Here is a 14,111-nt window from a genome sequence, read left to right as displayed (position 1 = left end):
GGACTGCACATAAGCAGTCCTTTATGTCAATGTTCCAGTAAATTATTTAGCTTTTACAGTTAAGCCGTAAAAAAGAAGATTACGTCTTAATTTTATATCTGTAATCCATATGGTATCTAGAGTATTACTTAAGAAAATATTGACAATTTACCCTTAACGTGTTAATTTATACACTATAGAGTACTTAATCCACTATAATGTATAAGGAGGTTCATATGATTTCAGCAAATGAAACTATAAGTAGAAATATTAAAAGAATTCGACAAGAGAGAAATCTTACATTGGATGATTTAGCTGTATTAACCGGAGTTAGCAAGAGTATGTTAAGTGAAATTGAACGTTGCACAAAAAGTCCCACAATATCTGTGCTTGAAAAAATATGTAATGGAATTAATGTTCCACTGGCTCAACTTACGTATATTGAAACACCTCAAGTATCTGTTACCACAAATGATACAGTTAAACACTATTCAGCATGGGATGGATTTGAATTATTTGTTTTGTTTGAATTTGACCCAGATAAAAAGTTTGAAATATTTCGTCATGTAATTGCTCCCAATTCTGAACGTTCATCTGAGTACCATGAAGCAGGTATAAGAGAGTATATTATTTGCACAAAGGGCGTTTTTAGCGTACAAGTTGGAGACAAAACATTCCATTTACAAGAAGGCGAAGCAATACAATTCCTTGCTAATTGCAACCACAAATATTTGAACTCAACAGACAAAGATGTAACCATTATTATGATTCTATACCATGAATAAAAGGGGGATTCTGTTATGAATAATTATGTTAAAAGAATAACCAAATTGATATTTGGACTGTTTTTGTATTCACTTGGCTCCTTTTTAACCATACAGGCTAACATTGGCTTAGCCCCTTGGGAAGCATTCAGCATGGGTGGAGCCTATCTGACCCATCTATCCTATGGCAATATCGTTGTCATTACTGGCTTAATTATCATTGTTATTGATTTTGCATTGAAGGAAAAAATTGGATTCGGCACAATTCTTAATGCTATATTGATAGGAAAGTTTGTTGATTTGATTCAATTTACCAATATTATTCCCAAAATGTCCAACCTTGGACTTGGCTTACTAATGCTCCTTTTAGGGCAAGTTGTTATCTGCATTGGAAGCTATTTTTATATTGGTTCATCCCTTGGGTGTGGCCCCCGTGACGCACTTATGGTTGCACTGGGAAAACGTATACCAAAGATACCCATAGGGGCAATACGAGGTTTACTAGAAGGTACCGTTCTTATCATTGGCTGGCTATTAGGTGCAAAGGTCGGTATAGGCACAGCAATATATGTATTAGGAATCGGATTTACTTTACAATTTACATTTAAATTGCTACATTTTGATGTGAAAAATATCGAGCACGAGAGTATATCTGATACAGTTAAAGTTAATATCGTCAGTTCATAAAACAACCCCATCAATTTGCCTTGCGTAAATATAAAGTCCATTAATACGAATGACTGGCATAACTCTCGAATAAAGTTATTGCCAGTCCTCTATAAAAATTAATTGCAGCATTGTTTTTGTGCAAATTGTTATGACAAACCAAAACATTTAAACGACTATTATTACCTCAGTACCATCCTCTGTCTTCACTTCTACAATCTTTAACCCTTTATAAGCTTTTAATGCATCAAAGCCCTTTCTAAGTTCCTGAAAGTCAATGCAATCAATATATTTCCTTTGCTCTACAGGAATATACCTTCTTGCAATGGACACTCCCAAACTGAGTACAGCCTTCACGAGTCCTATTGGGGCTGGAATGTTAAAACTTCTTTTAGTATTGAGTCTTACATAAATTCTCATTCAATGGAAACCTCAACTATATCTCCATTACTGCTTTTTACGTCCACTATCTTTCCTTCAAGGCCTGAATCAATGGCTTCCATAATCATTTTTATATCTATCCCATCTTGATCTGAAACACCTGGTATCTTAATGTTATTAACAGCATTGCCTATGGCCTTTAAAAACTTAACCGGTACGTTCACATTTACAGTATCTTTTGTAGCTGACAGCACTATAACTTTAAGCATTTTATCTAAATTTCCTGTTACCGGCAACTGCTTTACATCAGCGGACTTGTTAAGAGCTTCAATTAGCTCCGCAGCCTTATCTAAATCAATTTTACCCTCTTCAAACATTTTTAAAATTCTCTTAACTTCTTCCTTCATCTATAACCCATCCTTTCAAAATTTAATCTTCTTTCATCATATTTACAGCCTGTTCAGCTGATATTTCACCTTTTTCAAGCATATCAAGTATTTCCTTACTACCTACCGTAGGCTTTTTTATTACAGAATATCCAAGAGCAGAAACCACTTCATCCAGTTTGGCCCTCACGGTGGGATAGGATATGCCAAGCTCTTTTTCAACATCCTTAATATTTCCTCTGCACTTTAAAAAAACTTCCATAAAATTAAGATATTCTTCATTCAAATATTCGAATTTCGAAAACTCAAAGTCATTCTCAATTACTGTACTACATTTGCTACATCTAAGTTTTGTAATTTTTAATTTTGAATTACATACTGGACATTTGCTTATTACTCTGTAAGCCACAATTATCCTCTCCTTTTTTATATTTTTATTGTAATACTAAATGATAATTAATTCAATATGTAAATTAAAAATATTAATTAAAATATTAATGATAGTTAAAAATATAAATATAAAAATTAATATTTTTAATATATTTGTAACAAAAAACAGATATGCTAATATAATTGCTTTAGCATACCTGTTTCTGATGCATAAATGACTATTTTTATCTAATTTTAACAATGGCATATTTCTACTTAGTAACTCTTCTCTAGTCTTTTACTAAAACACTTTCATCAATTTTCCTTATAGGGACTTCTTGAACTTAAAAATTATTCCCATTTAAAAAACTTAATAGATATCCCGCTACAAACCACTGTAAGTATAATAATGGTAATGTAAATTGGTATTACTGAATCATTTATGTTTAAATTAAGTGAGGCACTTTTTAAAAGCTTTATACCCTGAGTTAAAGGAAAGATATCTGCCACCCTTTGAAGCACTGTTGGCATAACCTCATATGGTAATGTTGCTCCTGAGAATATAAGCATAGGAAAATATAGCACACTTGCAATTACACCCACAATTTTAGTATTTTTCGCTATTCCTCCCACCATAAATCCAATACTAAACATTGATATCATTACTAGTGCATATGCTCCTAAAAAATTTATCCATGAACCTCTAAATTGAAAATCGAAAAATATTCTTGCTGTTAAGTAAACAAGCACTAATGAAACACTGGCATATAAAGTATATACCACTCCTTCGGCTACTAAAATCATAGAAGGGCTGACTGGAGTTACTTTAAATCTTTTTAATATTTTTCTTTCACGATATTCAGATAATACTAATGGCAACCCCATTACCCCTCCTGCACATATTGCAATGGTTGATATAGCAGCAAAGGATTGCTCCAGGAAATGCGGGCTTATTACCATAAATAAGCATCCTCAAATTTTTCATATGGACTTAGTGATACTGCTTCTTCTACAGTTCCATAGAAAGCTATAACTCCATTTTTTAAAATACATATTTTATCGCACAGAACTTCAACCTCATCCATAAAATGAGATGTTAAGAAGATTGTAAGACCTTGCTTCTTTAAATTTAATAAGCATTTCCAAACATCTCTTCTAGCCTTTACATCTAGTCCTGTTGTAAGCTCGTCTAGGAATACTACCTCTGGACTTGGAATTAACGCTAGTATAATAAATAATAGTTGTTTTTCTCCTCCAGATAGTTTACTTACTAGATTTTTAACCTTATTCTGAAGATTAAATTCCTTTAGTAGTTTATTGTAATCTAATGGATTTTTATAGAGAACTTGAGTTATTTCACACAATTCTTTCACTATAATCTTATCTTGATAATTAGATTCTTGAAACTGTACCCCAACCTTCTGAAGCAGCTGTTTTCTTTCTTTTTTAGGATTCATACCTAGGATAGATACCTGCCCATCATCAAAACTCTTTGTACCTAAAATACACTCTATGGTAGTACTCTTCCCTGCCCCATTGGCCCCAAGCAATCCAAATACCTCTCTTCTCTTAACTGTTAAACTAACATCCTTCACCACTTGAACATCCCCATAGGATTTATAAAGGTTTTGAACTTTTATTGCTTCCATGTGTTATTCCCTCCTTCTGATAAAAAAAGAATAACACCAGCGCAAAGTCTAGTGTTAAAGTGTAGAGTTTATATTAAATTCATTTTTCATGTACTCTAATTGATTCAATATACTATGAGCATTTTTTTCTGCATCACTCAAGGAAGTAAGAAGCTTATCACATGCTGTAACAATCTCCTCATCCTTTTTAGGTTTATTGATTACCTCTCTAATATCAATTTCCTTACTTTCAGATATGGCATTTATCATTCTTAAAATATTGATATAACTAGGTTAAGACTACTTTTCTCACTTGCTACTGATATGGTTCGCCGTATAAGTAGCAAGTGATACCCCTTTTACATCCGTTATTGGTACGACGCATTAAAAAAACCGCAAAATCAATTTCATCTTGAATAATGCGATTTTATAGTATCTAATGTGTTAAAAATTTATTCAACTAAATTTTCTCCATCTTTAAATGCTCTTGAAGATAACTCATCAAACATTGCTAAATCAGGATTATGACTAGTTCCACAGTAATGAATGCTATCCTGTAACTTCCAGCCTAATTCTTCTAACATATTATTGGCAAACTTAACGCCTTCCGCACCTATCTTAGGATCAGGATTCCCTTGAGTAAATATTGTTATTAACTTTTTACCTGGATACTTTGGCTTATAATCATTCCCAAGCATTGGGAATGTACGATCAAACCAAACTTTTGATTGTCCTGTAATTGTATAATAATATATTGGAGACCCAAATACGATAGCATCGGCTTCCTTAATGGCTTCATACATCGGTTGAAGATAATCATTAACTGCACAACCATCATGAGTACGACAATAAAAGCACCCTTGGCATCCACGAATTCTAGGATCATTTAAATCAAATTCAATAACTTCAGCACCTTTAGATTTTGCTCCTTTTGCTACTTGTTCTAATAATTTTGCAGTATATCCATTCTTTCTTGGACTACCTTTGAAAATAACTACTTTTGACATCTCTTATTTCTCCTTTTAAATATAAAATTTTCTTAAATCAGTCAATTATCTGTTGACTTACTTTATTATATTAAGTAACATATAAATCAACAAGTACGCAAAAAATATTTAGTTACTAATATTTATATAAGTAATGGAGGTCGCTTTTATGGAAAACTGTTCTATAGAATACGCTTTAAAAATTATAAATGGAAAATGGAAATTATTGATAATTTGGATTATATCTCAAAACGGAGTTGTTCGTTTTAATGAACTACAACGAAAGGTTACAGGCATATCAAGCCTAATGCTCTCAAAAAATTTAAAGGAACTTGAAGAAGATTGTCTTATTATTCGCCATCAATACAATGAAATTCCGCCAAGAGTAGAATATGAATTATCAGAACTTAGTCAAAAGCTTATAGCTGTTCTACAGTTTCTTGGTGAATGGGGAGATGAAGTTTATAAACATAAACATCCATCTATCTAACACAACTTTCTTCTTGAAACAAAATAAGAAGGAGAATCACCTCCATCATCTGGACTTGCTTCTCCTCTGTTACTTAGGTACATTATTAAGTTATCATTCATAAAGGAAACTCGACTCGTATACACTCACTGAGTAAGTGATTCACATCAAATCACTTTTTTAAGGAAGGGGTTGTCTCTAAATTACTAAAAAGTCATTTAGAGACAACCCCTTTTCTTATTTATATTACATGAGATTTTTATAGAAAATAAACCTTCTATTTTTTAATTCTTATTATTCTCATATTTTCATCATATTTAATACCTAGTTCATTAGACATTAATTCGTTTAACTTAATAAGCTGCTTGTGATATTCTCTATACTCCTTGCTTAATATCTTCATGTTAGGTACAAATATATCATAGTATCCACTACTATTAAAAAACTCATTAAGTTCCTTTTTAAACTTATAAAACGGATTCATTACTTTTAATAATGGTTCATCATTTTGCTTATCTATATTATCTAATATTTTTTTCTTATATGACTTTAATTCCTCACCTTTAGCATTTAACATATTATTTATTTCATTTCTTGTGTCATCACTTATTCTTTTTGCCATTTCATCTGTTGTATTTTCATATCCGCTCTCAATTATTCTAGGTATCTTCAATTCTGGAACATTATCTAAAAACTCAACAATTTCAATCCATGCTTTATATTTTTCTGCTGTATCTAAAGGTTCATTCAAATATGGTGAAAAATGATATGCTAAATACTTTCCTATTCCACTTGGAAAAACTCTAACTAATTCTCTCTTGATAAACTCTCCATTATTTTTTTCAATTTCTATAATCTCCTCATTTAGTTCCTTTATAGTTTTTTCATCAAAATCATTATTTATAATTTTTTCCAAATATATTTTTTGCATTTTTATCTGAATTTCTTTTTTCTGCTTCTCCTGAATGATATTATTAAGTATGTTCTTTTTATCTTTACTTATTAACACTGTTTTAATATCTTTAATTGCTATATCTAATTTTCTATATAAAGAAATCTCATTTAATAATACTATATCATCTACTGAATACTCTCTATATCCATTACTATTCTTTTTAGATTTTATTAATCCTTGTTCCTCATAATAAGATATAGCTTTCTTTGTTAAACCAGTTAAACTACAAACTTCACTTATTAACATATCATCACCTCTCTTTTCTATGTTAATCTACTCCCTTAGGTAACAGTCAATACAAAACTCACTCTTTTTTGTAATTAAGTATATTACTTCTGGTATTGTATGCAAAAAACTCCCCCTCCGTTCAGTGCAAGGGGAGTTCTATCTATTATATTCACACCTAAAACTAAATGTTTAATTCTGTTCCAGTGCTAATGTATGAGATATTACTACTTAAAATATCTTTCAATTTCTTAAATGCCTTTTCTCCAGTACAATGACCTGTGTAAACTCTTTCTATATTTTCATCTCGAATTTTGTTTATAAGTATATTAATTTCTTCTTGTGACGGACCTAATATCTTTATTAAAGGAATTCTAACTAGATGAAACCCTCCTACTATTGCCTTGATTTTTTCTCTTGGAAATCTATTTCTGACAGTTTCAATAATATTAGCTGTACCATTGTGTGAACAGCCTGTAAAAATAGTTAATTCATCCTTCTCTCTAATAACCATAATTAATTCATGGTCAAATTTATCTCTAGTTACTTCGTTTCCATATTTAACAAATAAGTACTTGTTACCTTCTGGAGTTTTATATCGTTTCTCTATCTCAGAAATAATATATACATTATCCATTATTTCTGTAAATCCATCAACATAATTAATTCTGTCAGAATACTCATTAAACACTGTTTTGTTAATTCCAATACTATTGCTGAATAACATGGTGCGGAAATAAAAGTCTCTCTCTACGCCTCTTTTAGCATATGTTCTTGCTCTATCATTTATTTGAAAAAATGATGAAAGCCCCCCACCATGGTCATGATGACCATGTGAAAGAATTACAGCATCAACTTGCTGTAATTCTATCCCCATTCTTTTAGCATTTACTATAAAATTGCCAGTTCTGCCTGTATCAAAAAGTATACGTCTATCCTTTGTTTCTATATAAATAGATAGGCCTTCTTCGCAAATTAAATCCTTTGAGCCATTCTTTGTATTTTCTATTAATACAACAACTTTCATATTTCTCTCCTTTTGATAAGAGATCTTTACTTTCAAATTAAATGTTGCTAGTAACTAATCATTTATTCTTGTAAAATGGACAAGTGTTTCTGCATTCTCAGCTATTTCCTCTGCAGCCGTTGTAATATCTTTAAACTTTGTAGATTGGTTATCTGCTATTTCTAAAATACTATCTATCTGTCTCTTAATAAATTCTACCGCTTCTTTCATTTCACTTAATTGTTTATATACGCTTTCACTAGATTCTTTGCTGGTTAGAGAAAGCTTTCTCATTTCTGATGCTACAATAGAAAATCCTCTTCCATGCTCACCAGCTCTTGCTGCTTCAATTGCAGCATTTAAAGCTAGTAAATTAGTTTGTTGGGCTACATTTTTGATCATGCCTATTACCTTATCTGAATCTGCAATCTTTTTTTCTGTAATCTTAGCTGATTCATTTATATCATTAATCATACTAGTTAGCTTTTGAATGTCCATAGAAGCTTCATTAATATTTGCACTTGTTTCCTCAATAGCACTAAACATACTTTCTGATGCATTACTGATTTTAACTTCATTTTCAATATTTATTGCATAGCCTACTGCTCCTATAGCGGTTCCCTGTTCATTCCTTATAGGATATGTTACAGATTTGAATGGGAACCCATAGACTTCCTTTGGCACTATTGAAGATATTATTTTATTTTCCATTATAGTCTTTCTTAAAGGGTCGTTATCTGGTATTAGATCTCCTACTCGTATATTTATTCTCATTTTATCACCAGGATAGTAGCCTAAAAACTTTTCAGTATCGGTTATCGAAGTCATTATATCTTGCTGAATTAGTTCCTTTAGGTGCGGTAATACATCCATGAAGGACTCTAGAATTCTTTCTTTCAAAAATCATCTCCCCTTTATCTGCATTAGTTAACTTAATTATATACTGAATTAATAAAAAAACAACAAGATACTACATTCAAAAATTAATATTTTTACATATATATATCCATCGCTAAGAATTTCTCTATAGCCTAATTGATTTATCATGAAGTTGTAGTACTTAGCTAACTTATTAATAGTATATAACACTAGATTCATAAATGAATCTATAAATTCATCTTAAATATAGTATTACTTATAGAAATTATGGAGAAATTATTTGAGTAAGATAAAATAATAATTCTATAAGGAGGCTATGGTATGCATAATCAAGGTGTAATGACTGAGCAAGAACATAGTGAGCAAATGAGAAATGATGGTGAAGGCGCTGTAATTACAAATTCTACCTCTGAAAATATTATAGTGTACGGTCCTACAAGAGCAACAGACTCTGGTAACTTCGATAAGTCTTGGTACATTTTACACCCTGGTAAAACTACTCCTAGAAATGGAGAGTTTCAGGGTTTCTTTATACCAAAGGATAGAAAATTTGAACAAGAAAGTGGAGAAACTGTACAAGGACCAGCAGCTGTTATGTATTCAGCTCCAAAGGTCGTAACAATTACAAGTAGTGGAGATCAATATGTAGAAAAGAATGAACATAATGATGGAGTATTCAACGCAGCTGAAATAAACTGGCCTATACCAGATTTTAGCTCAGACAATTGTCAAAATATGACTAGTACTCAATACGAAATTCAAGATTATTAAACATTAAAATAGACCTAGAAGTTTTTTTCTTCTAGGTCTATTTTAATGCACGTAAAGATATTTATGTTTATCACCATTGATAAATTATCAATAATAAAAAGGAAAAAAGCCAACATGGGGGAGCATGTGGCTTAATAGGGGATATTTGCTTAATAGAAATTTTATTTATCTAAAACCCTTCGCTCTGGTTTTAGATAAATTTCGACTTCGTCTACAATAAAATAATATCATTTATAACATAATTAGTCAATATCTTTATTTTAAAAATTATTATTCGACATTATTGTATGAAAATAAAGTTTGATTCAAAAAGTAGCAAAAAAATTAAAAAACTTGGATAATATAGACTTAAAAGTCTACTTATCCAAGAATTGTCCCTATTTCTTCTTTACTCTATTTGGTTTAGCCTTTGGTTTTATTTTAATATCTTTTTGTTTGTTATTTGCTCTCCTATTTCCAGTATTATATATAGCCCCACTTCTTAAATCTACGAACCATAAAAAGAATACTATGAATACAGCAGATTGAACATACTGCCAAACTGTACCATTTAAATTATAATTATAGTAAGAAGCTATCATTGTTGGCAGGAAAAAGGATATTATAGCTAATGCTAGTATCAACCACTTGTTTGGACGAAGCTTCGATAAAAGATGGATTTTTAGTTGATTATAAACAACTAAAAAGATTACTACAAAAAATAAAATTTGCAAAACTACCGTTAACCACAATGGCATTTTGTCTTCCCCCTTTAGATTATGTATATTACTTCTATTATTATATACTTTTTCCTTTATATCAATACCTTTTTAATTGAGTAGGTTAAATCGATGTGAATCAGCTGTTTCCATAGACATAAAAATATACCTGTAAGTTTCTGTATTTTTAAGTTCCTTTCACTTTTTATCGGTGATATTTTTCTAAAGTATATATTTTTACCGTTATTATTGTAATATTATTAAATTATATTGATTATAATTGTTAAATCTTTTATATTCACCTCCTTTTACTGATTTTTGTTTAATCCTATATTATTGATAACGTTTTAATTTATTAAATTAATAAAAATTTTTGGTATAATATTAGTAAATTTATATTATATGTGCATATTAATTAAGGAAATGTTACAAATGTTACCAAGGAGTGATAAAATGGGTTTAAAAGTACATGGTTTAGATGATTTGGATCTTCAAATATTAGATATACTTATTAAAGATTCAAGAATTCCCTTTCTTGAAATAGCTAGAACATGCCACGTAAGTGGTGGTACTATCCATGTTAGAATGAAAAAAATGGAGGACATGGGAATCATAAAAGGAACGAAACTAATTATAGATAATTCAAAACTAGGTTATGATGTATGCTGCTTTATAGGTATTTATCTTGATAAGGCTAAATCCTTTAATGAAGCTTTAGAGCAATTACAGTTAGTAAAAGAAATTGTAGAACTTCACTATACCACTGGCGAATATTCCATATTTGTAAAAGTAGTGTGTAGAAATATAGCAGATCTTCAAAATTTACTTATGAATAAAATTCAATCTATAGATGGCATTCAAAGAACAGATACCTTTATATCTCTATTTCAACCTATAGATAGAAACATAGATATTAATATATTGGATACTTAATAATATTTAGGGAAATTTTTTCCCTTTTTTTTTATTTTTTGCTTATATTTTTTTGAAAGATGCAAATAATATTTCTGTATAAAAAAATAAAGGAGATGTTTGTATGAGAACATTAGATGCTATCGCACTAATATTAGTTGTAATAGGTGCTATCAACTGGGGACTAATAGGATTCTTTAATTTCAATTTAGTGGATTCAATATTTGGTACAATGTCAGCATTTAGTAGAATTATTTATGCTCTTGTTGGTATAGCAGGATTATACGCACTTTCATTCTTTGGAAGAAACAGAAATAATGATAGAGGCGAAGTTAAATAGTCTTTTACTAGAAAATAAAAAGAGGAAAATCACCAAGATGGTTTTCCTCTTTTTTGCTGAAGTTGAATTTTCTTTTCCAGCAGCTACTTAAGTTCTTTCTTTATTCCTCTCCCTAAGGTATTGTTATAATCAATAAATTCATAAACATCTTCTCCAAAGAACCCACTAAAGTTCTTCAGCTCCTCTAAGGATATATCCTCTATAGCCTTATCCTTTTCCTCACAATAAAGTACTATTTCCCCTATTACCTTATGTGCATCCCTAAAAGGCATACCTTTATTCACCAGATAGTCTGCTGCTTCTGTAGCATTTAAGAAACCTTTTTTAACAGCATTGAAAGTATTTTCTTTCTTTATTTTTAAAGAGGAGAGCATACCACTCATTATCTTCAAACAGCTTAAAACTGTGTCTAAAGAGTTAAAGAACTGTTCTTTGTCTTCCTGCATATCCTTGTTGTAGGCAAGGGGAATGCCTTTCATAGTTGTCAGCAGGGACATGAGCCCCCCGTATACTCTCCCAGTTTTACCTCTTATAAGCTCTGCAGCATCTGGATTTTTCTTTTGAGGCATAATGCTGCTTCCTGTTGAAAATTCATCATCTATTTGAATAAAATCAAATTCCTTTGTACTCCAAAGAATTAACTCCTCGCTTAGGCGGCTTAAATGCATCATTATTATTGAAAAACAGGACAATAATTCTATAACATAGTCCCTGTCACTTACTCCGTCTAAAAAGTTGTCTACAGGTTTTTTAAAGCCTAATTCCTTGGCTGTAAAACTTCTATCTGTATTATAGGTTGTTCCAGCTAGTGCACAGCAGCCTAGTGGACTTTCATCTAGTATTTCTATGGCATTTAATACTCTCTTTTTATCTCTTAAAAGCATATTATGATAAGCCATTATATGATGTTTAAAGGTTACCACCTGTGCCCTTTGAAGATGAGTGTATCCCGGCATTAAAAAATTATTTTCTTCACCAAGCTTTACTATCACCTGTTGTAGATTTTCTATATTATCTACTACTTCAAAGGCCTTCTTCTTAGCATAGAGCCTTAAATCCACTGCCACCTGATCATTTCTGCTTCTAGCTGTATGAAGCTTTTTGCCTACCTGACCAATTCTTTCTATTAGATTTGTTTCCACAAAGCTGTGTATATCCTCATAATCTCCCTCTATTAAGAGATTTCCCTCTTCTATATCTGAAAGTATTGAATTTAAGCCATTTATTATAGTTTCACATTCTTCCTCTGTTAAAATACTACACTTAGTAAGCATCTTAACATGTGCTATACTCCCTTGTACATCTTCATAATAAAGAGTGCTATCAAAGCTTAGAGAACTATTAAAGTCCTCCATAAGCTTATTTTCAGCCTTTTTAAATCTTCCGCCCCAAAGCTTCATGATTAATCTTCCTTACTTCTTTCCATCATAGCTTTAATCTTTAATGGAAGTCCAAATAGATTTATGAAACCTTCTGCATCTTTGTGACTATAGGAGCTTGCACCAAAGGAAGATATATGTTCGTCGTAAAGAGCATATGGTGTGTCTATACCTGCTATCATTACATTACCTTTATATAGCTTTAATTTTACTGAACCAGTTACATTTTTCTGAGTGGAATCTACAAAAGCATCTAATGCTTCTTTTAATGGTGTAAACCATAGTCCATCATATACTAATTCTCCATATTTCTGTGCTACTATTTGTTTAAAGTGGAAGGTCTGCTTATCAAGAGTTAGTCTTTCAAGGTTTCTGTGTGCCTCATAAAGAATTGTTCCACCTGGAGTTTCATAAACTCCTCTTGATTTCATTCCTACTAGTCTGTTTTCTATTATATCAATTATTCCTATTCCATTTTCTCCGCCAATTTTATTCAAAGTCTCTATTAATGCTACTGGAGCTATCTTTTCTCCATTTAGCTTTGTAGGAATTCCTTGTTCAAAGTATACTTCTACATAACTAACTTCATCCTTTGCTTTTTCAGGAGGAGTTGTCATAAGATACATACCCTGATTATGCTCATTTTGCGGCAACTCAAGTTCTCCGCCTTCATGACTTAAATGCCATAAATTTTGATCTCTTGAATATATCTTTGCCTTAGTTACAGGTATGTCTACTCCCTTAGCCTTAGCATAGTCTATAGCATCTTCTCTTGACTGTATGTCCCATATTCTCCAAGGTGCAATTACCTTTATTGTAGGGTCAAAGGCTGCTATGCCAAGTTCAAAACGTACTTGGTCGTTTCCTTTTCCTGTAGCTCCGTGAGCTATGTATTTAGCTCCTTCAGCATGTGCTATTTCAACTAACTTTTTTGCAATTAATGGTCTTGCAAAAGAAGTTCCAAGTAAATATTTTTCTTCATAGACTGCACCAGCTTTTATGCCTTTGAATATATAATCAGTTACAAATTCTTCTACTACTTCTTCTATATATATTTTAGAAGCCCCAGTTTTTAAAGCCTTTGCTCTAACCTCTTCCATGTTGTCTTCTTGTCCTACATTTACGCAAGCTGCTATAACCTCTAAATCATAATTTTCCTTTAACCACGGAATTATTATTGATGTATCTAATCCTCCTGAGTATGCTAAAACAACTTTATCTTTCATTACTATTACCCCCAATTTCTAATTGGAAGGGGAAGAGTATCTCTTCCTTAATTCCAATTATTTTATAATTAATTTGTCAAATATAACTCACT

The 14,111-nt window shown here is 31.2% G+C and carries 17 protein-coding genes and 2 pseudogenes; 6 read left to right on the top strand and 13 right to left on the bottom strand.

Annotation, left to right across the window (positions count from 1 at the left end):
- Positions 1-215 precede the first annotated feature (215 nt).
- Both N4T77_RS15465 and N4T77_RS15460 read left to right on the top strand, forming a co-directional pair.
- Positions 216-764, top strand: coding sequence for a helix-turn-helix domain-containing protein (locus tag N4T77_RS15465; protein ID WP_261672732.1), 549 nt, complete (start codon positions 216-218; stop codon positions 762-764).
- A gap of 15 nt (positions 765-779) precedes the next feature.
- Complete coding sequence (locus N4T77_RS15460) at positions 780-1,430, top strand: YitT family protein (RefSeq protein ID WP_261672731.1); 651 nt, start codon at positions 780-782, stop codon at positions 1,428-1,430.
- Positions 1,431-1,577: 147 nt separating this feature from the next.
- Here the strand turns inward: N4T77_RS15460 and N4T77_RS15455 are convergent, their stop codons facing one another.
- The 7 genes and pseudogenes from N4T77_RS15455 to N4T77_RS15425 all read right to left on the bottom strand — a co-directional run bounded on the left by N4T77_RS15455 (position 1,578) and on the right by N4T77_RS15425 (position 5,180).
- Complete coding sequence (locus N4T77_RS15455) at positions 1,578-1,829, bottom strand: hypothetical protein (RefSeq protein ID WP_261672730.1); 252 nt, start codon at positions 1,827-1,829, stop codon at positions 1,578-1,580.
- Positions 1,826-2,197, bottom strand: a complete 372-nt coding sequence (locus N4T77_RS15450; protein WP_261672729.1) for an SHOCT-like domain-containing protein — start codon at positions 2,195-2,197, stop codon at positions 1,826-1,828. The genes N4T77_RS15455 and N4T77_RS15450 overlap by 4 nt, the downstream gene beginning before the upstream one ends.
- A 22-nt stretch (positions 2,198-2,219) precedes the next feature.
- On the bottom strand, positions 2,220-2,585 hold the full coding sequence (locus N4T77_RS15445; RefSeq protein WP_261672728.1) for a DUF2089 domain-containing protein: 366 nt from the start codon (positions 2,583-2,585) through the stop codon (positions 2,220-2,222).
- Between the two features lie 311 nt (positions 2,586-2,896).
- A pseudogene (locus N4T77_RS15440) lies at positions 2,897-3,512 on the bottom strand (ABC transporter permease); the annotation flags it as partial.
- Positions 3,499-4,194 (bottom strand): ABC transporter ATP-binding protein, encoded by a 696-nt coding sequence (locus N4T77_RS15435; protein WP_261672726.1) that lies wholly within the window; start codon positions 4,192-4,194, stop codon positions 3,499-3,501. The pseudogene N4T77_RS15440 and the gene N4T77_RS15435, both read right to left, overlap by 14 nt.
- A 54-nt stretch (positions 4,195-4,248) precedes the next feature.
- Positions 4,249-4,452, bottom strand: a pseudogene (locus N4T77_RS15430) (MerR family transcriptional regulator); the annotation flags it as partial.
- A gap of 173 nt (positions 4,453-4,625) precedes the next feature.
- Positions 4,626-5,180: a flavodoxin family protein gene (locus N4T77_RS15425; protein WP_261672725.1), complete on the bottom strand. Its 555-nt coding sequence runs from the start codon at positions 5,178-5,180 to the stop codon at positions 4,626-4,628.
- Positions 5,181-5,328: 148 nt separating this feature from the next.
- Between N4T77_RS15425 and N4T77_RS15420 the strand changes: the two genes are divergently transcribed.
- On the top strand, positions 5,329-5,649 hold the full coding sequence (locus N4T77_RS15420; protein ID WP_261672724.1) for a helix-turn-helix domain-containing protein: 321 nt from the start codon (positions 5,329-5,331) through the stop codon (positions 5,647-5,649).
- A gap of 256 nt (positions 5,650-5,905) precedes the next feature.
- Here N4T77_RS15420 and N4T77_RS15415 read toward each other — a convergent pair whose 3' ends face one another.
- The 3 genes from N4T77_RS15415 to N4T77_RS20225 form a co-directional block, all read right to left on the bottom strand.
- On the bottom strand, positions 5,906-6,829 hold the full coding sequence (locus tag N4T77_RS15415; RefSeq protein WP_261672723.1) for a MerR family transcriptional regulator: 924 nt from the start codon (positions 6,827-6,829) through the stop codon (positions 5,906-5,908).
- A 163-nt stretch (positions 6,830-6,992) separates the two neighbouring features.
- Positions 6,993-7,835: an MBL fold metallo-hydrolase gene (locus N4T77_RS15410; RefSeq protein ID WP_261672722.1), complete on the bottom strand. Its 843-nt coding sequence runs from the start codon at positions 7,833-7,835 to the stop codon at positions 6,993-6,995.
- 54 nt (positions 7,836-7,889) lie between these two features.
- Entirely contained in the window at positions 7,890-8,714 is an 825-nt protein-coding gene (locus tag N4T77_RS20225; RefSeq protein ID WP_315903178.1) for a methyl-accepting chemotaxis protein, read from the bottom strand.
- Positions 8,715-9,014: 300 nt separating this feature from the next.
- On the opposite strand from N4T77_RS20225, the gene N4T77_RS15400 reads away from it, so the two are divergent.
- A complete protein-coding gene (locus tag N4T77_RS15400; RefSeq protein ID WP_261672721.1) occupies positions 9,015-9,464 on the top strand; it encodes a hypothetical protein in 450 nt (149 codons plus the stop codon).
- Between the two features lie 377 nt (positions 9,465-9,841).
- Here N4T77_RS15400 and N4T77_RS15395 read toward each other — a convergent pair whose 3' ends face one another.
- The gene (locus N4T77_RS15395; protein ID WP_261672720.1) at positions 9,842-10,201 is read right to left on the bottom strand and encodes a hypothetical protein; all 360 of its coding nucleotides are present in this window, start codon (positions 10,199-10,201) and stop codon (positions 9,842-9,844) included.
- A gap of 414 nt (positions 10,202-10,615) precedes the next feature.
- Here N4T77_RS15395 and N4T77_RS15390 point away from each other — a divergent pair, with 414 nt between their 5' ends.
- Together N4T77_RS15390 and N4T77_RS15385 are read left to right on the top strand one after the other, a co-directional pair.
- Complete coding sequence (locus tag N4T77_RS15390; RefSeq protein WP_261672719.1) at positions 10,616-11,095, top strand: Lrp/AsnC ligand binding domain-containing protein; 480 nt, start codon at positions 10,616-10,618, stop codon at positions 11,093-11,095.
- A gap of 103 nt (positions 11,096-11,198) precedes the next feature.
- A complete protein-coding gene (locus N4T77_RS15385; protein WP_261672718.1) occupies positions 11,199-11,414 on the top strand; it encodes a DUF378 domain-containing protein in 216 nt (71 codons plus the stop codon).
- Between the two features lie 83 nt (positions 11,415-11,497).
- Here the strand turns inward: N4T77_RS15385 and argH are convergent, their stop codons facing one another.
- A complete protein-coding gene (gene argH, locus N4T77_RS15380) occupies positions 11,498-12,814 on the bottom strand; it encodes an argininosuccinate lyase (RefSeq protein WP_261672717.1) in 1,317 nt (438 codons plus the stop codon).
- A gap of 2 nt (positions 12,815-12,816) precedes the next feature.
- Complete coding sequence (locus N4T77_RS15375; protein ID WP_261672716.1) at positions 12,817-14,019, bottom strand: argininosuccinate synthase; 1,203 nt, start codon at positions 14,017-14,019, stop codon at positions 12,817-12,819.
- Between the last annotated feature and the right edge of the window lie 92 nt (positions 14,020-14,111).

This window comes from Clostridium sp. CX1, assembly GCF_025398335.1.
Taxonomy (GTDB): Bacteria; Bacillota; Clostridia; order Clostridiales; family Clostridiaceae; genus Clostridium_AM; species Clostridium_AM tanneri.
The sequence above is the reverse complement of the archived record's forward strand: the minus strand, read 5'-3'. Positions and strand labels throughout refer to the sequence as shown.

Bases quoted from the DNA above. Each gene is read 5' to 3' on its own strand.
- N4T77_RS15465 (WP_261672732.1), top strand. From the start codon at position 216: ATGATTTCAGCAAATGAAACTATAAGTAGAAATATTAAAAGAATTCGA.
- N4T77_RS15460 (WP_261672731.1), top strand. From the start codon at position 780: ATGAATAATTATGTTAAAAGAATAACCAAATTGATATTTGGACTGTTT.
- N4T77_RS15455 (WP_261672730.1), bottom strand. From the start codon at position 1,829: ATGAGAATTTATGTAAGACTCAATACTAAAAGAAGTTTTAACATTCCA.
- N4T77_RS15450 (WP_261672729.1), bottom strand. From the start codon at position 2,197: ATGAAGGAAGAAGTTAAGAGAATTTTAAAAATGTTTGAAGAGGGTAAA.
- N4T77_RS15435 (WP_261672726.1), bottom strand. From the start codon at position 4,194: ATGGAAGCAATAAAAGTTCAAAACCTTTATAAATCCTATGGGGATGTT.
- N4T77_RS15425 (WP_261672725.1), bottom strand. From the start codon at position 5,180: ATGTCAAAAGTAGTTATTTTCAAAGGTAGTCCAAGAAAGAATGGATAT.
- N4T77_RS15420 (WP_261672724.1), top strand. From the start codon at position 5,329: ATGGAAAACTGTTCTATAGAATACGCTTTAAAAATTATAAATGGAAAA.
- N4T77_RS15415 (WP_261672723.1), bottom strand. From the start codon at position 6,829: ATGTTAATAAGTGAAGTTTGTAGTTTAACTGGTTTAACAAAGAAAGCT.
- N4T77_RS15410 (WP_261672722.1), bottom strand. From the start codon at position 7,835: ATGAAAGTTGTTGTATTAATAGAAAATACAAAGAATGGCTCAAAGGAT.
- N4T77_RS15400 (WP_261672721.1), top strand. From the start codon at position 9,015: ATGCATAATCAAGGTGTAATGACTGAGCAAGAACATAGTGAGCAAATG.
- N4T77_RS15395 (WP_261672720.1), bottom strand. From the start codon at position 10,201: ATGCCATTGTGGTTAACGGTAGTTTTGCAAATTTTATTTTTTGTAGTA.
- N4T77_RS15390 (WP_261672719.1), top strand. From the start codon at position 10,616: ATGGGTTTAAAAGTACATGGTTTAGATGATTTGGATCTTCAAATATTA.
- N4T77_RS15385 (WP_261672718.1), top strand. From the start codon at position 11,199: ATGAGAACATTAGATGCTATCGCACTAATATTAGTTGTAATAGGTGCT.
- argH (WP_261672717.1), bottom strand. From the start codon at position 12,814: ATGAAGCTTTGGGGCGGAAGATTTAAAAAGGCTGAAAATAAGCTTATG.
- N4T77_RS15375 (WP_261672716.1), bottom strand. From the start codon at position 14,019: ATGAAAGATAAAGTTGTTTTAGCATACTCAGGAGGATTAGATACATCA.